A 23,013-nucleotide genomic window follows, 5' to 3' on the forward strand; every position below is an offset into this window, starting at 1 on the left:
ATGATAATTAATTCATTAAATTCAAATGGTTATAAAGATACTATTCACCAAGCGAAGTTTTTTGCATTCCAGGAATATTACTCTGACCTGTGGATAAGTCTGTTTACAAGAGTATGTCAAAGACAAAAGAAAACAGCCCCAACGCGATTATTCGTTGTGGATATGTTTATTGAGATAAGAATTTGGAGCGGGAAACGAGACTCGAACTCGCGACCCCGACCTTGGCAAGGTCGTGCTCTACCAACTGAGCTATTCCCGCTTGGGTGGTGCGTATCTTGCGATACTTTTCAAATTTTGGAGCGGGAAACGAGACTCGAACTCGCGACCCCGACCTTGGCAAGGTCGTGCTCTACCAACTGAGCTATTCCCGCTTGGGTGGTGCGTATCTTGCGATACCTTTCAAATTTTGGAGCGGGAAACGAGACTCGAACTCGCGACCCCGACCTTGGCAAGGTCGTGCTCTACCAACTGAGCTATTCCCGCAAATCTGTACTGCTTTTGTTGCTGTCGTAACGCGTAAATCTCTGTCGTTACGGGAGGCGCATTATACGAGAAATTCGTTTAGCTGCAACCCCCTTGAATACGATTTTTTTGAAAACTCGTTCAAGTGATTACTTTACAATCAAGCTGGGCAATTTAGCGTCAAAAAGCCGGTGACGCAAGCCACCGGAGAACAAAATCAAAGCTTAATAAAATGCTCACGGTAGTAAGCCAGCTCAGCGACGGACTCACGAATGTCGTCCATCGCCTGGTGTGTCCCCTGCTTCGTGAAGCCATCGAGGATCTCCGGCTTCCAGCGACGGGCCAGCTCTTTCAACGTGCTAACGTCCAGATAGCGATAATGGAAATACGCTTCCAGTTCCGGCATGTATTTGAACAGGAAACGACGATCCTGGCCGATGCTGTTGCCACAAATCGGGGATTTCCCTGCCGGAACCCACTCTTTTAAAAATGCCAGCGTCGCCAGCTCCGCTTCACGATCGCCCATGGTGCTCGCCTTCACGCGCGCCACCAGACCACTTCCGGTATGCGTACGCACGTTCCAGTCATCCATTAGCGCCAGCTGCGCGTCGGACTGGTGGACGGCAATCGTCGGTCCTTCAGCCAGAATATTCAGATTGGCGTCAGTCACCAGCGTCGCGATCTCAATAATGCGATCGCGCTCGGGATCCAGACCTGTCATCTCCAGATCGATCCAAATCAGGTTGTTTTCATTGCCACTCATGCTATTTTCCACCCTTCAGACGTCACATTCAGTGTGACTATATTCATCTAAAATTGCGTGTATCATAAATGTTTTGCCCATCATGGGCGACCAGGAGTCAGTACGATTGAGTAAAAATAAACTCTCCAAAGGCCAACAGCGCCGCGTGAACGCCAATCACCAGCGTCGTCTTAAAACGTCCACGGAGAAGCCCGACTACGACGACAACCTGTTTGGCGAGACCGCTGAAGGTATTGTTATCAGCCGCTTTGGCATGCATGCCGACGTGGAGTCTGCCGACGGCGATGTCCACCGTTGCAACATCCGTCGCACAATTCGTTCGCTGGTAACCGGCGATCGTGTAGTCTGGCGTCCAGGTAAGGCCGCAGCCGAAGGCGTGAACGTTAAAGGGATCGTTGAAGCGGTACATGAACGTACCTCGGTGCTAACGCGTCCGGACTTTTATGACGGTGTAAAACCCATTGCGGCCAACATCGACCAAATCGTCATTGTCTCAGCCATCTTACCCGAGCTGTCACTCAATATTATCGACCGATATCTGGTTGCCTGCGAAACGTTGCAGGTTGAGCCTATTATCGTACTCAACAAAATCGATCTGCTCGACGATGAAGGCATGGTCTTCGTGAATGAGCAGATGGATATCTATCGCAATATTGGCTATCGCGTGTTGATGGTCTCCAGCCATAAAAAAGACGGCCTGCAGCCGCTTGAGGAAGCGCTGACCGATCGCATCAGCATTTTTGCTGGTCAATCAGGTGTGGGCAAATCCAGCCTGCTCAACAACCTGCTCGGCCTGCAGAAAGAGATCCTGACCAACGATGTTTCCGATAACTCCGGTCTTGGGCAACACACCACCACGGCCTCTCGCTTGTACCACTTCCCGCACGGCGGTGACGTCATTGACTCCCCCGGCGTACGTGAGTTTGGGTTGTGGCATCTTGAGCCGGAACAAATCACCCACGGGTTTGTCGAATTCCATGATTTCTTAGGTCATTGCAAATACCGCGACTGTAAGCATGATACGGATCCAGGCTGCGCTATCCGTGAAGCAGTAGAGAAAGGGGCTATCGCCGAAACTCGGTTTGAGAATTATCACCGCATCCTTGAAAGCATGGCGCAGGTAAAAACGCGTAAAAACTTTTCTGATACGGACAACTGACAACTAAGCTAAGCATCGCTAGAATCGTCCCCCTTTTTTCAGGATCCGGCCCGCATGCCGGATCGGGAACAAATTATGGCCTGGAGGCTACCTTGTTAAATTCATTTAAGCTTTCGCTACAATACATTCTGCCGAAACTATGGCTCACTCGCCTGGCGGGTTGGGGTGCAAGCAAACGAGCAGGATGGCTAACTAAACTGGTTATCGATCTGTTCGTGAAATATTACAAGGTCGATATGACAGAGGCGCAGAAGCCGGATACCGCCAGCTATCGCACCTTTAACGACTTCTTCGTGCGCCCACTGCGTGACGATGCCCGCCCAATTAATACCGACCCGAATGTTCTGGTTATGCCAGCTGACGGCGTGATTAACCAGTTGGGGAACATCGAAGAAGACAAACTGTTGCAGGCCAAAGGGCACAGCTACAGCCTTGAAGCACTGCTGGCAGGTAACTACCAAATGGCGGACAAGTTCCGTAACGGAACGTTTGTCACGACGTACCTCTCACCGCGTGATTACCACCGCGTACATATGCCGTGTAACGGCATCCTGCGGGAAATGCTGTACGTGCCCGGCGATCTTTTCTCGGTCAACATTCTGACCGCGCAAAACGTGCCCAACCTTTTTGCCCGTAACGAACGTGTTATTTGCCTGTTTGACACTGAATTTGGCCCGATGGTGCAAATTCTGGTCGGTGCAACCATCGTCGGTAGCATCGAAACTGTCTGGGCTGGCACCATCACGCCACCGCGTGAAGGCGTAATTAAGCGCTGGACATGGCCTGAAGGTGAAAGTGAAGGTTCAGTGGCGCTGCTGAAAGGCCAGGAAATGGGCCGCTTTAAGCTTGGTTCAACCGTCATCAACCTGTTTGCGCCAGGCAAAGTTAATCTGGTCGAGCAGTTGCAGGATCTTTCAGTCACCAAAATCGGTCAACCGATGGCAATCTCTACCGAAACGTTCGTGACGCCAGAGGCCGAACCCGCCCCGCTTGCGCAAGACGAGATCGAAGCAGAACACGCTGCCAGCCCGCTGGTTGACGACAAAAAAGACGAAAGTTAAACATAGGAATCGCTGCTGTGCGCCTGATTATCACTTTTCTGATGGCCTGGTGCCTCAGCCAGGGGGCGTACGCTGCGACGGCCCCCGATACCAAACAAATCACCCAGGAACTGGAGCAGGCCAAAGCGGCAAAACCCGCTCAGCCAGAAGCCGTCGAGGCGCTCCAGTCCGCGCTGAATGCCCTTGAAGAGCGTAAAGGCTCTCTCGAGCGCGCCGAACAGTATCAGCAGGTTATTGATAACTTCCCCAAGCTGTCCGCGACGCTACGCGCGCAGCTTAGCAACCTGCGCGATGAACCTCGCAGCATCCCCACGGACCTCTCGGCTGACGCCTTAAACCAGGAGATCCTGCAGGTCAGCAGCCAGTTGCTGGAAAAAAGCCGTCAGGCCCAGCAGGAGCAGGATCGCGCCCGCGAAATCGCCGATTCATTAAACCAGCTCCCTCAACAGCAAACCGATGCTCGCCGTCAATTAAATGAAATTGAACGACGCCTTGGCGCAGCCAGCGGCAATACGCCGCTCAATCAGTCGTTGCAGGCTGAATCCGCCAGACTCAAAGCGCTGGTCGATGAGCTGGAGCTGGCACAACTTTCCGCTAACAATCGTCAAGAACTGGCGCGTATGCGCTCCGAACTGGCCGAAAAACAGAGCCAGCAGCTCGACGCTTACCTGCAGGCATTACGAAATCAGCTCAATAGCCAGCGGCAGCGTGAAGCGGAGCGGGCGTTGGAAAGCACCGAACTGCTGGCAGAAAACAGTGCAGGACTGCCGGAAGGCATTGTCGATCAGTTCAAGGTCAACCGCGAACTGTCACAGGCGTTAAACCAACAGGCACAACGTATGGACCTGGTGGCGTCTCAGCAGCGTCAGGCCACCGGTCAAACGTTGCAGGTACGTCAGGCATTGAACACGCTGCGCGAGCAGTCACAGTGGCTGGGGGCGTCGAATATGCTGGGTGAAGCTCTTCGCGCGCAGGTTTCCCGTCTACCTGAAATGCCTAAGCCGCAACAGCTCGATACCGAAATGGCGCAGCTGCGCGTACATCGCATGCGCTATGAAGACCTCCTCAACAAACAGCCGCAGCTACGCCAGATCCATCAAGCGGATGGACAGCCGCTTACCGCAGAGCAGACCCGTATTCTCAATGCCCAACTGCGTACCCAGCGTGAGCTGTTGAATTCCCTGCTACAGGGCGGCGATACGCTGATACTCGAGTTAACCAAGCTGAAAGTCTCCAATAGTCAGTTGGAAGATGCGCTGAAAGAGGTTAACGAAGCCACGCACCGCTATCTGTTCTGGACCTCTGACGTCAGCCCGATTTCACTCTCCTGGCCGGTCGATTTGGTTCAGGATCTGCGTCGTCTAATCTCATTAGATACGTTTAATCAGCTTGGTAAAGCCAGCGTCATGATGCTCACCAGTAAGGCCACGCTGCTGCCGTTGTTCGCCGCGCTGGTGCTGGTAGGGTTTAGCCTCTATTCGCGTAAGCACTTCACCCGCTTTCTTGAGCGATCGTCTGCGCGGGTCGGTAAAGTCACCCAGGATCACTTCTGGCTGACGATACGAACGGTATTCTGGTCAATTCTCGTTGCCTCGCCGCTGCCGGTGCTGTGGGCGACGCTGGGTTACGGCCTGCAGGAAGCCTGGCCCTATCCGCTGGCCGTCGCCATCGGCGATGGTGTGACCGCCACGGTGCCTATGCTGTGGGCGGTGATGATTTGCGCTACCTTTGCGCGGCCGAATGGTCTGTTCATCGCGCACTTTGGCTGGCCGCGCAACCGCGTCGCTAAAGCTATGCACTATTACCTGATGAGCATCGGACTGATTGTTCCGCTGATCATGGCGGTGATCATGTTTGATAATCTCAATGACCGGGAATTCTCCGCTTCATTAGGACGCCTGTGCTTTATGTTGATTTGTGGCGCACTGGCCATCGTCACTCTGAGCCTCAAACGCGCCGGGATCCCGCTGTACCTCGACAAAGAGGGCAACGGCGACAACATGGTCAACAGCATGCTGTGGAATATGCTAATGGGTGCCCCGTTAGTTGCCATTCTTGCGGCCGCGGTAGGTTACCTGGCCACAGCACAGGCGCTGCTGGCCCGCCTGGAGACGTCTGTTGCTATCTGGTTCTTGTTGCTGGTGGTTTATCACGTCATCCGCCGCTGGATGCTTATCCAGCGCCGTCGTCTGGCTTTTGACCGCGCCAAACACCGACGCGCAGAAATGCTGGCGCAGCGTGCACGTGGTGAAGAAGAACCCGCGCACTCCACCAGCCTGGAAGGAGCGATAGATATCGATGAAAGCGAAGTCGATCTGGACGCGATAAGCGCACAGTCGCTGCGCCTGGTGCGGTCTATCCTGATGCTCATCGCCCTGCTTTCAGTCATCGTGCTGTGGTCAGAAATTCATTCCGCGTTCGGCTTCCTGGAAAATATCTCTCTATGGGATGTGACGTCCACGGTGCAGGGCGTAGAAAGCTTAGAGCCGATTACGCTGGGCGCAGTGCTTATTGCCATTCTGGTGTTTATCATCACCACCCAGCTGGTGCGTAACCTGCCTGCACTGCTGGAACTGGCGCTGTTGCAGCACCTGGATTTAACACCAGGTACCGGTTACGCCATCACCACTATAACCAAGTATCTACTGATGCTAATTGGTGGCCTGGTGGGCTTCTCAATGATTGGTATTGAGTGGTCGAAACTGCAGTGGCTGGTTGCTGCTCTCGGTGTTGGTTTGGGCTTTGGTTTGCAAGAGATCTTCGCCAACTTTATATCCGGCCTGATCATCCTGTTTGAAAAACCAATTCGTATTGGCGACACGGTGACCATTCGCGACCTCACCGGCAGCGTGACCAAGATTAACACCCGCGCGACCACCATCAGCGACTGGGATCGTAAAGAGATCATCGTGCCCAACAAGGCGTTTATCACCGAGCAGTTTATCAACTGGTCGTTATCCGACTCAGTGACTCGTGTGGTATTGACCATTCCTGCACCGTCAGAAGCCAACAGCGAGGAGGTCACGCAAATCCTGCTCACTGCCGCCCAGCGCTGCTCACTGGTTATCGACACACCGGCGCCGGAAGTCTTCCTGGTTGACCTTCAGCAGGGGATTCAGATCTTTGAGCTGCGTATCTATGCCGCAGAGATGGGACACCGTATGCCATTGCGCCACGAGATCCACCAGCTGATTCTGGCGGGCTTCCGTGAGCACGGTATTGATATGCCATTCCCACCGTTCCAGATGCGTCTGGAGAGCCTCAGCGGAAAGCAAACGGGGAGAACGTTAAGTTCTGCGGGCAGAGGTAAGCGCCCGGCGGGAAGCTTGTAAACGTGAGTGGTGCCTGATGGCGGCTTCGCCTAATCCGGCCTACGAAGATGCTTCTTTAGTAGGCCGGATTAGGCAGGTCGTTTATTCAACCGCCCATTCAGGCTCATTGGCTATACGACGGCTGTAGTTCTGGTAAATCGCCATGGCTAACAACGAGAAGAAAATCGGCCCGCCGGTCATCCACAGTGCACTGTTCCAGTCGCCAGCTTCAATCACCGGCTGGATAATGGTGAACACGTTGGCGAACGTCACCACCAGCACCACGACACTCGTTGCCAGTAGCGTTGCGGCTCGGGTTTTAAATATCACAAACGGTCTTTCCAGACCGACGCGAGATTTAAAGAAAGGGAACGCCAGCGCGAGGAACAGATACGGCAGCGTCATCGAGACGTTCGCCATCAGCGTCAGCTTGTTATAGAACGCTGAGGCCGTATCGCCGCCAAACGACACCAGAAGAATAAACAGGCTCACCAGCAGACACTGCATCCACATCGCCGTCGTCGGCATCCCCATAGCGTTCAGTCTGGTCATCGGTGCAGGCCACAGTGCTTTTGGCGTCCCCTGAATAATTGCTTTCAGCGGCGAGTAGCTGAGCGTGAAGAATGCCCCGGTATAAGCAAGGAACATAGACAGGCCGGTAATACGCGCAAACCAGACGCCTGTAGTGATAGCCGCCTCAGGTGAAAGATGCAGCGCATGGCCCAGCGTCATCCCCAAACTTTTCATCAGGATATAAGTAATATTACCCAAGTTCACTGAACTATTACTTAATACATCCTGCCAGTTGGTACTCACGCCCCATAAAAAGATGGCCAGCGAATAACCCACTGAAATGACAATCGCCGCGAAGACAATGCCTTTCGCGAAGTTCTTTTCAGGTTTCTCTGTTTTATCAACCAGTCCACCCACGGCTTCTATTCCGCCATAGGCAAAAATAGCAAACACCACAAATGACAGCATGGCCAGACCGGACTGATATCCCGGATTCGGTGAAGAGACAAAATTAATATCCTGTGCAAAGTGGCCACCGCTTAATAACAAAATAGCGACACTCACTAACAACAGAACTAAATTAAGACACATGACGGCAATTCCGCCAACCGCCGTAATGCGAGCAATCTTATTAATACCCCGTGACGCTACGCCAGTCACCAACACCATCCAGCCAACAGCAAGCAGTCCGACGACCTGCGTGGGCTCAAACCCGGCGATACGCCAGGTCTGCGTCATATCCGCGCCGAATATAAAGGTGGAAAAAGGCACCCAGACTTTCGCCGCGGTGCTCACCATCCAGATAACGTAGGAAGAGAACCACATAAAGGTGCCGATAAACGCATAACGAGGTCCGACGCTATTATTCATCCACGAATAGATCCCACCCTCTTCTTTCCGATAGGCAGACCCCATTTCAGCCATCATTAAGGCAAATGGGATAAAGAATAATAATGCAGAAAATACATACCATGGAATGGCACTGTATCCCATTAAATAGAAAGCCGAGGGGCTATTAGCAAATCCAAAAACAGACGTAAATATCATCAGGATGAGACCAGTCAGGCTCATCTTTTTTATTGTTTGGGTCATTAAACTATCCCTTACTCTGGAGAGTGTTTATCAAACACCACTCACCGGTGAATACTGCCCCCTTGCAGAGATCAGCAATAAGAAAATCAACACAGGATTGATACCTGAATGCTAACAAAATTCCAGAGTTAAATTGTGGCTATTAGAGGGGAAATGAAAAAAGATGCTACAAAGTGACGACTATGCGCCACTTTGCAATGCGGAGACGTGAATTACGCACGATCGACGGTAAAGGCGATAACATCAGCGAGGCTATCGGCCCCCAGTGCCAGCATAACCAGACGGTCGACGCCCAGCGCCACGCCTGAGCAATCCGGCATCCCAACTTTTAGCGCTTCAAGCAGATTGTTATCGATAGGCTGTTGCGGTAAGCCACGGGCGGCTCGTTTGCGGTTATCCTGTTCGAAGCGTTGCTGCTGCTCGCGTGCATCGGTCAACTCATGGAAACCATTCGCCAGCTCAATACCTTTGTAGTACACCTCAAAACGTTCGGCCACGCGGTGGTCTTCAGTACTGATTTGCGCCAACGACGCCTGGCTGGCCGGGAAATGATATACAAACGTCGGTTTATCTTTGCCAATGTGCGGTTCGACGCCCATCGCAAACAGCAGTTGCAGCAAGGTATCCCGGTCTTCTTCGGTGTCCGCGATATTGCTGAGATCCAGCTTAGCCGCCGCTTCGCGCAACTGTGTTTTATCCGCTGACAGCGGGTCGATTTCAAGATGACGCTGGAAGGCTTGCTGATAAGAGAGGCTTTCCGCCGGAGAGCAGTCCAGCACTTGCTGGAGCAAATCATCCACTTCATTCATCAGACGGTACATATCGTAATGAGGACGGTACCACTCGAGCATGGTGAACTCGGGGTTATGGTGACGCCCCATCTCTTCGTTACGGAAACTGCGACACAGTTGGTAGACCGGACCACACCCTGCAACCAGCAGGCGCTTCATATGGTATTCCGGGCTGGTCATCAAATAGAGGTTCATGCCCTGAGAATGACCCGGGCCAACGAAACGCGTTTCGAACGGGAACAGATGAATATCCGTAACCGTCGCCTGACTCATACAAGGTGTCTCAACCTCAAGCACGCCACGGTCGGCAAAAAAGCGGCGGATTTCCGCTATAATTGCTGCACGTTTTAACAGATTGGGGATGGACGCGCTCGGCTGCCAGGTTGCCGTTTCGCTCATGGTTGTTTCTCCGATTTAAGACAAGGGCACGAAGTCTACTCGTAACGCGTTAGCGAGACAAATTTCGGGAGGGAATAACAAACACGGACAAGTTGATAAAAAAAGCAACATTGGGTGGTTTAGTAATTAAATTAATCAAAATCAATGATAATTCCCCCCTGTGATACGCTAAAAAAATCGAACACGTCAAATTTCCCGCTCCTCCCTGAGACTATACTATTGTACCTATAAAGGAGCAGTGGAAACGCGTTCATAACCCGTTTGACTCAGATGAAGCATCTGATTACGGGCGGGGATGAAATAACAACAATCTGGAGGAATGTCGTGCAAACCTTTCAAGCCGATCTTGCCATTATAGGCGCCGGTGGCGCGGGATTACGTGCTGCAATTGCTGCCGCACAAGCAAATCCCAACGCTAAAATCGCACTGATCTCAAAAGTGTACCCAATGCGCAGCCATACCGTTGCTGCCGAAGGCGGCTCTGCTGCTGTCGCGCAGGATCATGACAGCTTTGACTACCATTTTCACGATACGGTAGCTGGCGGAGACTGGCTGTGTGAGCAGGATGTCGTGGATTACTTTGTCCACCACTGCCCAACTGAAATGACGCAACTGGAACAATGGGGTTGCCCATGGAGCCGTCGTGAAGACGGTAGCGTCAACGTACGTCGCTTCGGCGGTATGAAAATTGAGCGCACCTGGTTTGCCGCGGATAAGACCGGCTTCCACATGCTGCATACGCTGTTCCAAACGTCTTTGCAGTTCCCGCAAATTCAGCGTTTCGACGAACACTTCGTCCTGGACATCCTGGTTGATGACGGTCAGGCTCGCGGCCTGGTTGCGATGAACATGATGGAAGGCACGCTGATGCAAATCCGTGCTAATGCGGTTGTCATGGCAACAGGCGGCGCTGGCCGTGTGTACCGTTACAACACCAACGGCGGCATCGTTACCGGCGACGGTATGGGCATGGCACTGAGCCACGGCGTTCCGCTGCGTGATATGGAATTCGTTCAGTATCACCCGACTGGTCTGCCAGGCTCCGGTATCCTGATGACCGAAGGCTGCCGCGGTGAAGGCGGTATTCTGGTCAACAAAGATGGCTATCGCTATCTGCAGGACTACGGCATGGGTCCGGAAACCCCACTGGGCGAGCCGAAGAACAAATACATGGAACTGGGTCCGCGCGACAAAGTTTCTCAGGCCTTCTGGCACGAATGGCGTAAAGGCAATACCATTTCCACCCCGCGTGGCGATGTGGTTTACCTCGACCTGCGTCACCTCGGTGAGAAAAAACTGCTCGAGCGCTTACCGTTCATCTGCGAACTGGCGAAAGCCTACGTGGGTGTCGATCCGGTTAAAGAACCGATCCCGGTACGTCCGACCGCGCACTACACCATGGGCGGTATCGAAACCGATCAGCACTGTGAAACCCGCATTAAAGGTCTGTTCGCCGTTGGTGAATGTTCCTCTGTTGGTCTGCATGGCGCTAACCGTCTGGGTTCTAACTCTCTGGCAGAACTGGTGGTCTTTGGCCGCATGGCGGGTGAACGTGCAGCAGAACGCGCTGCAACGGTAGGCGCAGCAAACGGTGCCGCACTCGACGCACAGGTTGCTGGCGTTGAAAAACGTCTGAAAGATCTGGTGAACCAGGAAGGTAACGAAAACTGGTCCAAAATCCGCGACGAAATGGGTCTGTCCATGGAAGAAGGTTGCGGTATCTACCGTACGCCGGAACTCATGCAGAAAACCGTTGATAAACTGGCCGAACTGCAGGAACGTTTCAAGCGCGTACGTATCACCGATACCTCCAGCGTCTTCAACACCGACTTGCTGTACACCATCGAACTGGGTCATGGTTTGAACGTTGCTGAATGTATGGCGCACTCTGCGCTGGCACGTAAAGAATCCCGCGGCGCGCACCAGCGTCTGGATGAAGGCTGCACCGAGCGTGATGACGTTAACTTCCTCAAACACACTCTCGCCTTCCGTGATGCTGACGGCACAACTCGCCTGGAATACAGCGACGTGAAAATCACCACTCTGCCGCCAGCTAAACGTATGTACGGTGGCGAAGCGGAAGCAGCCGATAAGAAGGAGAAGGCGAATGGCTGAGATGAAAAACCTGAAAGTTGAGGTGGTGCGCTATAACCCGGAAACCGATACCGCGCCGCACAGTGCTTTCTATGAAGTTCCTTATGATGAAACCACATCTCTACTGGATGCGTTGGGTTACATCAAAGATAACCTGGCACCGGACCTGAGCTACCGCTGGTCCTGCCGTATGGCAATCTGCGGCTCCTGCGGCATGATGGTCAACAACGTGCCTAAACTGGCGTGCAAAACCTTCCTGCGTGAATACACCAACGGTATGAAGGTTGAAGCGCTGGGCAACTTCCCGATCGAACGCGATCTGGTCGTCGATATGACGCACTTTATCGAAAGCCTGGAAGCGATCAAGCCGTACATCATTGGTAACCCGCGTACTCCGGATCAGGGTCCAAACACCCAGACTCCGGCGCAAATGGCGAAGTATCATCAGTTCTCCGGTTGCATCAACTGTGGTCTGTGCTATGCCGCGTGCCCGCAGTTCGGCCTGAACCCAGAGTTCATTGGACCGGCTGCAATCACCCTGGCGCATCGTTATAACGAAGATAGCCGCGACCACGGTAAGAAGGAGCGTATGGCTCAGTTGAACAGCCCGAACGGCGTCTGGTCCTGTACTTTCGTGGGCTACTGCTCCGAAGTCTGCCCGAAACACGTCGATCCGGCTGCGGCCATTCAGCAGGGTAAAGTTGAAAGTTCAAAAGACTTTCTTATCGCTACCCTGAAACCACGCTAAGGAGTGCACGATGACGACTAAACGCAAAGCCTATGTGCGGCCAATGACGTCCACTTGGTGGAAAAAACTGCCATTTTATCGTTTTTACATGCTGCGTGAAGGCACGGCAGTTCCGGCAGTCTGGTTCAGCATTGAACTGATTATCGGCCTGTTTGCACTCAAGCATGGTGCAGAGTCCTGGATGGGTTTTGTCGCCTTTTTACAAAACCCGGTGGTGGTAATTCTTAATATTATCGCCCTGGCTGCAGCGCTGCTGCATACCAAAACCTGGTTTGAGCTGGCGCCAAAAGCTGCCAACATCATCGTAAAAGACGAAAAAATGGGGCCAGAGCCGATCATCAAAGGTCTCTGGGCAGTTACTGTGGTTGCGACAGTAGTAATACTGTTTGTTGCCCTGTTCTGGTAAGGAGTCCGGAATGATTAATCCAAATCCAAAACGCTCTGACGAACCCGTATTCTGGGGCCTGTTTGGTGCAGGCGGTATGTGGAGCGCTATCATTGCGCCGGTGATGATCCTGTTGGTAGGCATTATGCTGCCGCTGGGCTTTGTTCCTGATGCTTTCAGCTATGCACGCGTACTGGCATTTGCTCAGAGCTTCATCGGACGTGCGTTCCTGTTCCTGATGATCGTTCTGCCGCTGTGGTGTGGTTTACACCGTATGCACCACGCGATGCATGACCTGAAAATCCACGTGCCAGCTGGCAAGTGGGTATTCTACGGTCTGGCTGCGATCCTGACCGTTGTAACGGCGATTGGTATTCTGACCATCTAATCGCTCCGCCCTCTTATCATCCGGTAAGAGGGCGTTTTTTCGCTCTCTCTTCCCTTAATTCCCCGCCAGGTTCTACACTTAGGAAAAACCTTAAAAGGAAAATCCTATGCGCTTGCTGCCTGTAGTTGCTGCCATTACGGCTGCATTTCTGGTTGTCGCTTGCAGCTCCCCTACGCCACCAGCAGGCGTGACCGTTGTCAATAACTTTGATGCTAAACGCTATCTCGGAACCTGGTACGAAATCGCGCGCTTCGATCATCGCTTCGAACGAGGACTGGATAAAGTCACGGCCACCTACAGCCTACGTGATGATGGTGGTATCAACGTCATCAACAAAGGCTACAACCCCGACAGAAGCATGTGGCAAAAAACGGAAGGCAAGGCTTATTTCACTGGTGATCCTACGCGAGCGGCGCTGAAGGTGTCGTTCTTCGGTCCATTCTACGGTGGGTATAACGTGATTGCTCTCGATCGGGATTATCGCCACGCGCTGGTTTGTGGCCCGGATCGCGACTACCTGTGGATCCTCTCACGTACCCCCACTATTTCAGACGAGATGAAACAGCAAATGCTGGCAGTCGCGGCCCGGGAAGGGTTTGAAGTGAACAAGCTAATTTGGGTAAAACAGCCTGGCGCTTAGTGGGTACTGAGCTTCAGACCAATAATTCCGGCGACAATCAGACCCAGACTCAGCAAACGTGCCGGACTGGCGGATTCCCCCAGCAGCAGGATACCGGTAATGGCCGCCCCTACCGCACCAATACCGGTCCAGACCGCATAAGCTGTTCCAACGGGCAACGTTCGCATCGCCCAGGAAAGCATGGCGATACTGACTATCATGGCCACAATGGTAATAATGCTCGGCGTCAGACGGGTAAAACCGTGGGTATATTTCAGGCCAATTGCCCATACGACTTCAAGCAGGCCAGCAATCAATAAAACGATCCAGGACATGTCAGGCTCCAGAATAACAATGGGGCCGTCCCCGGTGAGAGAAGCGTTTGCAGGTCGTCCTACAACGCTGAAGTATGAAAAAGCATTTTTGCCCGAAAGAAAATGAATTTCAACATTTTTATCCATTGCCTGCTTAAAGCAAGAATTGAGCACAAATAGCAGCGTAGTTCCCGCATTTGGCTGCCATTGGTCTTATCTATGATAAATGGCTTTCTGAAGTCAGGAAGCCGTTTTTCCCACTTCTGAATGCGAAAAGTTTATGCATAAAATTTTAGTGATTGACCGGTGCCACTTTACCCGTACAGGGGTCGAGGCCTTGCTTAATCATTCTGGTAGGTTTAATTCGTCGTTTCTGGTATCAGGAATCAATAACCTCTTACTGGCAAAAGAACATATTTCGCAGTGGAAACCGCATCTGGTGATCGCAGATTTATATGGTTTTCTCAGCGATGTACATGCCAGTCCGCCTATTGCGCCTTTTTTTATGAGCTGTGGTCTGATCCCCCTGATTTTACTGCAATCAGGAGACAGAAAGCCTGTACCCGCTCACAACCCGCAATACGCCGTCCATTCGGTATTATCCAAACGCACTACGCTCTCTGAGTTGTCAGACAGTATTCAGGATGCTCTCTGCGTTCGTCCTGCGCTAAAGACCACTAAAAACGCGACACCGCTGCTTACGCCGCAGGAAGAGAAAGTACTGTCGATGTGGATGGATGGCGTGAGTAACACTGCGATAGCCTCGGCACTCGGCATTCATGGCAAGACGGTTTACACCTATAAACGCAACATTCGCATCAAGCTGCATTTAGGAAACCGCTTTTCACCGTTTCTGTCGCTACCCGAGAAAATGAATTAACGGTACGACAGAGCGTCGTACCGTTCATGATTATTGCTGAGCTTTTGTCGCTGCACCAGAGATTGCGCTACCGCCTTCAGAAATATCCTGCCCAACACCTTTTGTTGTATTACACGCAGTCAACACTGAAGAAAGAACCAACACAGAAAAGAGCGCTGCAATTGTCTTTTTAACCATAACGTCTTCCTTTTCTAGCCAATATTGTTTGTGTATAGCTACTTAATGATAGACAAGATCCGGAAGGATGACGGAAAAACGCATATTTTTAAGACAATATGACAGGCTCAACTGGCCGCGTGAGAGATGGAATTACCAAGATGTTTGATGTCTTCACCGAAGCCACGTGCGGTATTACAGCCCGTCAGGAGTGTGCTGGTGAACAGGATAAGCATTACAAGACCGAGAAGACGTTTCATCATTCCTGCCCTGGAAAAGTATGGCGCAGCAGCCTGCGCCATCGATCAAATAGGATGTATTACTTAACGCGGGAAACGTATTCGCCTGAACGCGTATCCACTTTGATCACTTCGCCGATCTGTACGAACAGCGGAACTTTAACAACTGCGCCGGTGGACAGCGTCGCTGGTTTGCCACCCGTACCCGCGGTGTCACCTTTCAGACCCGGGTCAGTTTCAACGATTTCCAGCTCAACAAAGTTCGGTGGGGTCACGGAGATAGGCTGACCATTCCACAGGGTCACGATGCACTCAGCCTGATCCAACAGCCATTTAGCGCTATCGCCTACCGCTTTCGCGTCAGCAGCCAGCTGTTCGAAAGTGGAGTTGTTCATGAAATGATAGAACTCACCGTCGTTGTACAGGTAAGTCAGGTTCATATCTACAACGTCTGCGCCTTCAGCGGAGTCGGTGGATTTGAAGGTTTTCTCTACACGAGTACCGGTCAGCAGGCGGCGCAGCTTAACGCGCGCGAAAGCCTGGCCTTTACCCGGTTTAACGAATTCACTGGCTTCAACCGCATAAGGTTCGCCGTCCATCATGATTTTAAGACCGGCACGAAAATCGTTGCTATAGTAAGTCGCCATAAGGCCCTCTGAAATTGTTAACTGGTAGCTTAGCCACAAAATGGCGCATATTGTAACCCTAAACACCCCATCCAGAGAAGATTGGTTAGTACAACTTGCCGATGTTCTCACCGATCCGGATGAACTATTACGTCTTTTGAATATAGACGCTGATGAAAATATGCTCGCAGGTCGTGAGGCAAAACGTCTTTTTGCCCTGCGCGTCCCGCGATCGTTTATCGCGCGGATGGAAAAAGGCAACCCCAACGATCCGCTGCTGCGCCAGGTACTCACCTCCCAAGATGAATTTGTCGCCGCGCCAGGATTCTCGACCGACCCGCTGGAAGAACAGCACAGCGTCGTGCCGGGATTACTACATAAGTATCGCAATCGGGCGTTGCTGCTGGTAAAAGGCGGATGCGCGGTCAACTGTCGCTACTGCTTCCGTCGCCATTTCCCTTATGCCGATAACCAGGGGAATAAGCGTAACTGGCAGATTGCGTTAGATTACATCGCGGCGCACCCGGAGCTGGATGAGATTATCTTCTCCGGCGGCGATCCGTTAATGGCCAAAGACCACGAACTGGACTGGTTGCTCACGCAACTGGAAGCCATCCCACATATTAAGCGCCTGCGTATTCACAGCCGTTTGCCGATTGTCATCCCGGCGCGAATTACCGACGGATTGGTCGAGCGTTTTGCTCACTCTTCTCTGCAAGTTCTGCTGGTGAATCACATTAACCACGCCAACGAAATTGATGAGACATTTCGTCAGGCGATGGCAAAACTGCGTCGGATTGGCGTCACACTGCTCAACCAAAGCGTGTTATTGCGCGGCGTGAACGATAACGCCCAGACGCTGGCGAATCTTAGCAACGCGCTATTTGATGCCGGTGTGATGCCCTATTACCTGCACGTGCTGGATAAGGTGCAAGGGGCCGCACACTTTATGGTCAGCGACGATGAAGCGCGTCAAATCATGCGAGAACTGTTGACGCTGGTGTCTGGCTATATGGTCCCCAAACTGGCGCGTGAAATTGGCGGAGAGCCCAGTAAAACACCGCTGGATCTGCAATTACGTCAGCAATAATCCAAATGAGTGTCCGTTTTCGGACACTCACTGCCAAATAATATAATTTCAATTTATTCAGTCCTTCTCTGACTTTTAATTTATGTTATTTTAGCGATAGCTATCTTTTAATGTATTTATAAATCATATAAATAAATCAATATTTAGTTTTCCGTTGAATATTAGGTGAGAGAGAGAACCGCCGTGGCTATAACGATTAAAGGTATTAATACGGGCATTATTCGTCAAAAAAATGAGTTCATTGCGCTGGCATTAAAGATAAAGGAACCCAGAAATAAAGAGTCGCTGTTTTTTCTGTCACCATTCGGGCTACGAGACCTGCTTATCGCGCTGGAGAGCAGACTGCATACCAAGCACCTGTTGGGCGAGGATGCGCGTCTGCAGTATGAAAAAGCACGTGACAAAGTCAGTCAAAAAATGCATGAAAACATGCCATTAATTCAGGAGGATGAACTTAAAAATGCGGATATTAATCGTCGGATAAATTCACTGGTATTAGTAAGCGACGAAGGCGAAAACTTAACGCTCTCTCTTACACTGCATAATGGTCGAGTTTGCGAGCTATTAATTAATGAACTACAAATTACGGTACTGGCACATGCAATTATTCACGCAATAAATAATGCAGGGATGCGCGAATTAGCACTGCGTATCACATCGTTATTAGATTTCCTGCCTCTGTACGACATTGATTGCCTGGATAACGATAATCTTGAATACGATGCCTATACACAATCAGAATGGAAACATAATCTGTTTAATCATTATCTGGCTGTCATCTATCGCTATAAAGATAAAGCAGGGAAAGTTCGGTTCTGTGGTTCAGTGGTGAAAACTCGATCCCCTTCGGATGATAAAGACGTAGAAGCGATCTCTCGTCGGCTTATCGACTTCAGCCCACGGCTAAAAAAATTGGCCGGTGTACCGTGCAAAGTGTTTGTCAGAACACTCACGGGGGATAAAACACAAAAGCTGACACAGGATCAGTGCCTGCGCGCGCTGCATCATTTACGCCTACAGTCTGCCAGTAAAGCGCAGAATGCCTGATGGCGCTGCGCTTATCAGGCCTACGCTTATGTGTACCGTAGGCCGGATAAGACGCTTCAGCGTCGCCATCCGGCATCAACAGCGTTTATCAATTAGGGCACTTATAAACCTGACCAATCATCTCGCTGGCGGTTGGGACAAAACTCGACAACATACCTTGTGATGGGCTGCTTACACCATAAATCACATTACCGCCCATTGCCGCAGCCTGGTTACGCAGATCGTTCGCCGCGCCGCGCATAGAGCCGCCCTCTTCGCCGTGCTGACCAGAAAGCCAGTTGCTCTGCTTACCGGTTGCGGTACCAATCAGCTGGCACTCGGCACCTGGCTTCTCTTCAACGAAGCGTACGCTTTGTCCGGCTGAACTCAGTTCGTTGCTGGAGCTACAACCCGCCATCAGTAGCGCGGCACCAACGATCCCTGCTAAATATTTCACGTGCATGTTATTCCCCATAATCAATGCGCTGGACGTTTTGTCCGTAGCTGAATCATATACTAAAAAGATGACCAAAAGAAAAACCCCCGGACATTTCTGCCCGGGGGTTTCTCATTTTTCGCGAGATGCGTATTTAATCAAATAATTCAAGTTGCAGCCAACGAACCTGCGGCTTGAAGTATGAAGATTAAATTACATCATGCCGCCCATTCCGCCCATGCCGCCCATACCACCAGCAGCACCTAAGTCAGCGGAATCGCCTTTCGGCAGGTCGGTTACCATGCACTCGGTGGTGATCATCAGACCCGCAACAGAAGCCGCGTACTGCAGAGCAGAACGGGTTACTTTAGTCGGATCCAGGATACCCATGTCGATCATGTTGCCGTATTCTTCAGTTGCAGCGTTGTAACCGTAGTTACCGTCACCCGCTTTCACGGTGTTAGCGACAACAGACGGTTCTTCGCCGCAGTTCAGAACGATCTGACGCAGCGGGGATTCCATTGCGCGCAGCGCAACTTTGATACCCACGTTCTGGTCTTCGTTCTGACCACGCAGTTCGCTCAGTTTGGATGCTACGCGGATCAGCGCAACACCACCACCAGCAACCACGCCTTCTTCTACCGCAGCACGGGTCGCGTGCAGGGCATCTTCAACGCGTGCTTTCTTCTCTTTCATTTCAACTTCGGTAGCAGCACCCACTTTGATGACTGCAACGCCGCCTGCCAGTTTCGCTACGCGCTCCTGCAGTTTTTCACGGTCGTAGTCAGAAGTTGCTTCTTCGATCTGCTGGCGAATCTGGGTTACACGACCCTGGATTGCCGCTTCTTCGCCCACACCATCGATGATGGTGGTGGTGTCTTTGTTGATCACAACGCGTTTTGCCTGGCCCAGATCTTCCAGGGTCGCTTTTTCCAGCTCCATACCGATCTCTTCAGAGATAACGGTACCGCCGGTCAGGGTCGCGATATCCTGCAGCATAGCTTTACGGCGGTCGCCGAAGCCAGGTGCTTTAACCGCAGCCACTTTCACGATGCCACGCATGGTGTTAACGACCAGGGTAGCCAGCGCTTCGCCTTCAACATCTTCAGCAATGATCAGCAGCGGTTTGCCTGCTTTCGCAACGGCTTCCAGAACCGGCAGCATTTCGCGGATGTTGGAGATTTTCTTATCAGCCAGCAGGATGAACGGCGTTTCCAGTTCTACTGCGCCCGTTTCCGGCTTGTTGATGAAGTAAGGAGACAGGTAGCCACGGTCGAACTGCATACCTTCAACTACGTCCAGTTCGTCCTGCAGACCGGTACCGTCTTCAACGGTGATCACGCCTTCTTTACCGACTTTGTCCATCGCTTCTGCGATCAGTTTACCTACGGTTTCGTCGGAGTTAGCGGAGATGGTACCAACCTGAGCAATCGCTTTAGAGTCGGAGCACGGTACGGACAGGGCTTTCAGTTCTTCAACCGCAGCAGCGACAGCTTTGTCGATACCACGTTTCAGATCCATCGGGTTCATACCCGCAGCAACAGCCTTCAGGCCTTCAGTGATGATGGACTGAGCCAGTACGGTCGCAGTAGTCGTACCGTCACCTGCAGCGTCGTTCGCTTTAGAGGCAACTTCTTTCACCATCTGCGCGCCCATGTTTTCGAACTTGTCTTCCAGCTCGATTTCACGTGCTACGGAAACACCATCTTTAGTGATAGCTGGGGCACCGAAAGATTTATCCAGAACCACGTTACGGCCTTTCGGACCGAGGGTAACTTTTACTGCGTCTGCCAGTACGTTCACGCCGCGCAGCATTTTCACACGAGCGTCGTTACCGAATTTTACGTCTTTAGCTGCCATTTTCTCTTTCCCTTAAATTCGTATGTTCAGTGTCGTTCGCGGATTAAGCTTCAACAATCGCCAGGATGTCACTTTCAGACATGATCAACACTTCTTCATTGTCGATCTTCTCAGATTTAACACCGTAGCCATCGTTGAAAATGACGATATCGCCAACTTTCACGTCCAGCGGCTGTACGGTACCGTTGTCCAGGATGCGACCCTTACCGACAGCGATGATTTCGCCACGAGTTGATTTACCCGCTGCGGAACCGGTCAGTACGATGCCGCCAGCAGATTTGGATTCAACTTCTTTACGTTTGACGATCACACGATCATGTAACGGACGAATACTCATTGATAGCTCTCCTTTGAGAAAGTCTTTATCAGTTATGGGTGGCGCCGGCCCGTGAACGGTTTACCGGCTAGTGACCAGAGAGATGGGGATGGGGTTTTCTCCCTTCAAGGGGGCAAGCGAAAAATTTTTTTTATCAGGAGAAAATCCCGCCAAAACACCGACACACCTCACATTTAATACCGATTTCAGTCACGTCGTCATAAGCAAATCCGATTGTGATACCATCGAAAATCTGCGCTGTAGCCTATTTAACGGGCATAATCGGATAACAATTTATGAGTGGACTGAAGCAAGAGCTGGGGCTGGCTCAGGGCATTGGCCTGTTGTCGACATCATTGTTAGGGACAGGCGTTTTTGCTGTTCCCGCACTGGCTGCCCTGGTGGCGGGTAACAATAGCCTGTGGGCCTGGCCGGTCCTCATTCTTCTAGTCTTCCCCGTAGCGATTGTCTTTGCCGTGCTCGGTCGCCATTACCCCAGCGCCGGCGGTGTGGCACATTTTGTCGGCATGGCCTTTGGCCCTCGCCTGGAGCGTGTTACCGGCTGGCTGTTTTTATCGGTGATTCCGGTCGGGCTGCCAGCGGCATTGCACATTGCCGCCGGATTCGGTCAAGCCATGTTTGGCTGGCATGGCTGGCAGCTTTTGTTGGCAGAACTCGGTACGCTGGCGTTGGTTTGGTATGTGGGTTCCCGCGGTGCCAGCTCCAGTGCAAACCTGCAAACGGTTATCGCCGGGCTGATTGTTGCCCTGATCGTTGGCATCTGGTGGGCGGGTGAACTTAAACCCGGCGAAATCCCCTTTCCTACCATTACCGATATTGAACTGCCTGGGCTATTCGCGGCGCTGTCGGTGATGTTCTGGTGTTTTGTCGGTCTTGAAGCATTCGCACACCTGGCCTCGGAGTTCAAAAAACCGGAGCGAGACTTTCCCCGTGCACTGATGATCGGCCTGCTACTGGCCGGTTCAGTCTACTGGGCATGTACAGTCGTGGTACTACATTTTGGCGCCTATGGTGAGCAAATGGCTGCGGCAGCATCGCTACCTAATATTGTCGTGCAACTGTTTGGCGTACAAGCTCTGTGGGTAGCCTGCATCATTGGTTATCTGGCCTGCTTTGCCAGCCTGAACATTTATATTCAGAGTTTCTCCCGCCTGGTGTGGTCGCAAGCGCAATATAAGCCGGAGAGTTACCTGGCTCGCTTGTCCCCTCGCCATCTTCCACGCAATGCTTTGAACGCGGTGTTAGCTTGCTGCGTGGTCAGCACATTGTGCATCTATATACTGCAAATCAACCTCGATGCATTAATCATCTATGCCAACGGCATCTTTATTATGATTTATCTGCTGTGCATGCTGGCAGGGTGCCGACTGCTAAAAGGACATTATCGTGCGCTGGCGGTGATTGGCTGTCTGTTGTGTCTGTTGCTGCTGGCAATGGTTGGCTGGAAGAGTCTGTATGCACTGGTTATGCTGGCAGGACTGTGGTTGTTTTTACCCCGCAGGCCGGATAAGGCCGTTACACCGCAATCCGGCAAGTAAAGCCTCGTTGCCGGATGATGCCGCTCACACGGCGTATCCGGCCTACAACGTCATCAATCCCGACGGTCGTCGTCTTTATGATCAAGGCGGTTGCGCTCATCATCTTTACGCTGGAACTCGCCGTCAAAGGTCTCGCCCCCACCAGTTCCTGCACTAAAGCCGCCCCCCGGCATACGAGAAAAGCGCAGGTGCGGCAGCAGCTTCATGGTCAGATGCTTCTGCACCGGAGGTAATAAAAGAAGAAGACCAAGGAAATCTGTGAAGAAGCCCGGCAGCACCAGCAGCAAACCAGCAATAATCAGCGACACGCTCTTGATCATTTCTTCAGCAGGACTTTCACCCGCCGCCATTTTTTGTTGCATCAACAAAAAGTTCTTAAACCCTTGGTTACGAACCAGAGACATACCGATAACCGAGGTAAAAATGACCAAAATCAGCGTCATCAGAACACCCATAACATGGGCAACCTGAATGAAAATAGATATCTCTATGTAAACATAGAGAAAAATGGCAAGTAATGGTATCCAGCGCAAAGGACTCTCCTGTAAATAACAGCCGTTTTCGCCACGTCTGTCCGAATGGTTATGTGACTCGCATCGGAAAGATGTGGGGGGAATTAGCAAAATTTCAAGCGGGTTCTACACTTATTTTTGGTATTAATCCTAAAGGGGTGATCCATTTCACAGAATAATAATTAAGGGGTAATTTCCGCGTTTTAAGTGATCC

The 23,013-nt window shown here is 51.7% G+C and carries 23 protein-coding genes and 3 tRNA genes; 12 read left to right on the forward strand and 14 right to left on the reverse strand.

Features of this window, described 5'->3' with window-relative positions; translation table 11 throughout:
• Positions 1-183: 183 nt before the first annotated feature.
• The 4 genes from IB214_RS21765 to orn all read right to left on the reverse strand — a co-directional run bounded on the left by IB214_RS21765 (position 184) and on the right by orn (position 1,225).
• A tRNA-Gly gene (locus IB214_RS21765) sits at positions 184-259 on the reverse strand.
• Positions 260-295: 36 nt separating this feature from the next.
• Positions 296-371, reverse strand: a tRNA-Gly gene (locus tag IB214_RS21770).
• A gap of 36 nt (positions 372-407) precedes the next feature.
• A tRNA-Gly gene (locus IB214_RS21775) sits at positions 408-483 on the reverse strand.
• 196 nt (positions 484-679) lie between these two features.
• A complete protein-coding gene (gene orn, locus IB214_RS21780) occupies positions 680-1,225 on the reverse strand; it encodes an oligoribonuclease (protein ID WP_117342432.1) in 546 nt (181 codons plus the stop codon).
• Between the two features lie 106 nt (positions 1,226-1,331).
• Here orn and rsgA point away from each other — a divergent pair, with 106 nt between their 5' ends.
• The 3 genes from rsgA to mscM all read left to right on the forward strand — a co-directional run bounded on the left by rsgA (position 1,332) and on the right by mscM (position 6,777).
• The gene (gene rsgA, locus IB214_RS21785; RefSeq protein ID WP_170972982.1) at positions 1,332-2,384 is read left to right on the forward strand and encodes a small ribosomal subunit biogenesis GTPase RsgA; all 1,053 of its coding nucleotides are present in this window, start codon (positions 1,332-1,334) and stop codon (positions 2,382-2,384) included.
• A 92-nt stretch (positions 2,385-2,476) separates the two neighbouring features.
• Positions 2,477-3,445, forward strand: a complete 969-nt coding sequence (asd, locus tag IB214_RS21790; protein WP_096758597.1) for an archaetidylserine decarboxylase — start codon at positions 2,477-2,479, stop codon at positions 3,443-3,445.
• Between the two features lie 17 nt (positions 3,446-3,462).
• Positions 3,463-6,777: a miniconductance mechanosensitive channel MscM gene (gene mscM / locus IB214_RS21795; RefSeq protein ID WP_096758598.1), complete on the forward strand. Its 3,315-nt coding sequence runs from the start codon at positions 3,463-3,465 to the stop codon at positions 6,775-6,777.
• 81 nt (positions 6,778-6,858) lie between these two features.
• On the opposite strand, the gene yjeM is transcribed toward mscM, so the two are convergent.
• Both yjeM and epmA read right to left on the reverse strand, forming a co-directional pair.
• Positions 6,859-8,361, reverse strand: a complete 1,503-nt coding sequence (gene yjeM / locus IB214_RS21800; protein ID WP_117342433.1) for a glutamate/gamma-aminobutyrate family transporter YjeM — start codon at positions 8,359-8,361, stop codon at positions 6,859-6,861.
• Between the two features lie 212 nt (positions 8,362-8,573).
• Complete coding sequence (gene epmA / locus IB214_RS21805; RefSeq protein WP_096758600.1) at positions 8,574-9,551, reverse strand: elongation factor P--(R)-beta-lysine ligase; 978 nt, start codon at positions 9,549-9,551, stop codon at positions 8,574-8,576.
• Positions 9,552-9,875: 324 nt separating this feature from the next.
• Between epmA and frdA the strand changes: the two genes are divergently transcribed.
• The 5 genes from frdA to IB214_RS21830 all read left to right on the forward strand — a co-directional run bounded on the left by frdA (position 9,876) and on the right by IB214_RS21830 (position 13,806).
• Positions 9,876-11,666 (forward strand): fumarate reductase (quinol) flavoprotein subunit, encoded by a 1,791-nt coding sequence (gene frdA / locus IB214_RS21810; RefSeq protein ID WP_117342443.1) that lies wholly within the window; start codon positions 9,876-9,878, stop codon positions 11,664-11,666.
• Positions 11,659-12,393 (forward strand): fumarate reductase iron-sulfur protein, encoded by a 735-nt coding sequence (frdB, locus tag IB214_RS21815; RefSeq protein WP_096758601.1) that lies wholly within the window; start codon positions 11,659-11,661, stop codon positions 12,391-12,393. The genes frdA and frdB overlap by 8 nt, the downstream gene beginning before the upstream one ends.
• Positions 12,394-12,403: 10 nt before the next feature.
• A complete protein-coding gene (gene frdC, locus IB214_RS21820; RefSeq protein ID WP_003025537.1) occupies positions 12,404-12,799 on the forward strand; it encodes a fumarate reductase subunit FrdC in 396 nt (131 codons plus the stop codon).
• 10 nt (positions 12,800-12,809) lie between these two features.
• A complete protein-coding gene (gene frdD, locus IB214_RS21825; protein WP_117342434.1) occupies positions 12,810-13,166 on the forward strand; it encodes a fumarate reductase subunit FrdD in 357 nt (118 codons plus the stop codon).
• Positions 13,167-13,272: 106 nt separating this feature from the next.
• On the forward strand, positions 13,273-13,806 hold the full coding sequence (locus IB214_RS21830; RefSeq protein WP_117342435.1) for a lipocalin family protein: 534 nt from the start codon (positions 13,273-13,275) through the stop codon (positions 13,804-13,806).
• On the opposite strand, the gene sugE is transcribed toward IB214_RS21830, so the two are convergent.
• On the reverse strand, positions 13,803-14,120 hold the full coding sequence (sugE, locus tag IB214_RS21835; protein ID WP_016151397.1) for a quaternary ammonium compound efflux SMR transporter SugE: 318 nt from the start codon (positions 14,118-14,120) through the stop codon (positions 13,803-13,805). The genes IB214_RS21830 and sugE overlap by 4 nt on opposite strands.
• Positions 14,121-14,379: 259 nt before the next feature.
• On the opposite strand from sugE, the gene IB214_RS21840 reads away from it, so the two are divergent.
• A complete protein-coding gene (locus IB214_RS21840; protein ID WP_096758603.1) occupies positions 14,380-14,979 on the forward strand; it encodes a LuxR C-terminal-related transcriptional regulator in 600 nt (199 codons plus the stop codon).
• A gap of 30 nt (positions 14,980-15,009) precedes the next feature.
• On the opposite strand, the gene ecnB is transcribed toward IB214_RS21840, so the two are convergent.
• The 3 genes from ecnB to efp all read right to left on the reverse strand — a co-directional run bounded on the left by ecnB (position 15,010) and on the right by efp (position 16,021).
• Positions 15,010-15,156: a lipoprotein toxin entericidin B gene (gene ecnB, locus IB214_RS21845; RefSeq protein WP_096758604.1), complete on the reverse strand. Its 147-nt coding sequence runs from the start codon at positions 15,154-15,156 to the stop codon at positions 15,010-15,012.
• 107 nt (positions 15,157-15,263) lie between these two features.
• Positions 15,264-15,398: a lipoprotein antitoxin entericidin A gene (gene ecnA, locus IB214_RS21850; protein WP_043018154.1), complete on the reverse strand. Its 135-nt coding sequence runs from the start codon at positions 15,396-15,398 to the stop codon at positions 15,264-15,266.
• A gap of 56 nt (positions 15,399-15,454) precedes the next feature.
• On the reverse strand, positions 15,455-16,021 hold the full coding sequence (efp, locus tag IB214_RS21855; protein WP_096758605.1) for an elongation factor P: 567 nt from the start codon (positions 16,019-16,021) through the stop codon (positions 15,455-15,457).
• A gap of 40 nt (positions 16,022-16,061) precedes the next feature.
• On the opposite strand from efp, the gene epmB reads away from it, so the two are divergent.
• The gene (gene epmB / locus IB214_RS21860) at positions 16,062-17,090 is read left to right on the forward strand and encodes an EF-P beta-lysylation protein EpmB (protein WP_096758606.1); all 1,029 of its coding nucleotides are present in this window, start codon (positions 16,062-16,064) and stop codon (positions 17,088-17,090) included.
• A 183-nt stretch (positions 17,091-17,273) separates the two neighbouring features.
• A complete protein-coding gene (yjeJ, locus tag IB214_RS21865; RefSeq protein ID WP_117342436.1) occupies positions 17,274-18,137 on the forward strand; it encodes a YjeJ family protein in 864 nt (287 codons plus the stop codon).
• A gap of 88 nt (positions 18,138-18,225) precedes the next feature.
• Here the strand turns inward: yjeJ and IB214_RS21870 are convergent, their stop codons facing one another.
• From IB214_RS21870 to IB214_RS21880, 3 genes are all read right to left on the reverse strand, one after another.
• Complete coding sequence (locus tag IB214_RS21870; protein ID WP_042999161.1) at positions 18,226-18,579, reverse strand: DUF4156 domain-containing protein; 354 nt, start codon at positions 18,577-18,579, stop codon at positions 18,226-18,228.
• A gap of 186 nt (positions 18,580-18,765) precedes the next feature.
• Positions 18,766-20,412, reverse strand: a complete 1,647-nt coding sequence (gene groL, locus IB214_RS21875; RefSeq protein WP_096758608.1) for a chaperonin GroEL — start codon at positions 20,410-20,412, stop codon at positions 18,766-18,768.
• Between the two features lie 43 nt (positions 20,413-20,455).
• The gene (locus IB214_RS21880; protein ID WP_000027827.1) at positions 20,456-20,749 is read right to left on the reverse strand and encodes a co-chaperone GroES; all 294 of its coding nucleotides are present in this window, start codon (positions 20,747-20,749) and stop codon (positions 20,456-20,458) included.
• A 275-nt stretch (positions 20,750-21,024) separates the two neighbouring features.
• Between IB214_RS21880 and yjeH the strand changes: the two genes are divergently transcribed.
• Positions 21,025-22,287, forward strand: coding sequence for an L-methionine/branched-chain amino acid transporter (yjeH, locus tag IB214_RS21885; protein ID WP_117342437.1), 1,263 nt, complete (start codon positions 21,025-21,027; stop codon positions 22,285-22,287).
• Between the two features lie 53 nt (positions 22,288-22,340).
• Here the strand turns inward: yjeH and IB214_RS21890 are convergent, their stop codons facing one another.
• Positions 22,341-22,820, reverse strand: coding sequence for an FxsA family protein (locus IB214_RS21890; RefSeq protein WP_115259635.1), 480 nt, complete (start codon positions 22,818-22,820; stop codon positions 22,341-22,343).
• Positions 22,821-23,013: the final 193 nt, after the last annotated feature.

The organism is Citrobacter sp. C1 (assembly GCF_014596895.2).
Classification (GTDB): domain Bacteria; phylum Pseudomonadota; class Gammaproteobacteria; order Enterobacterales; family Enterobacteriaceae; genus Citrobacter; species Citrobacter gillenii.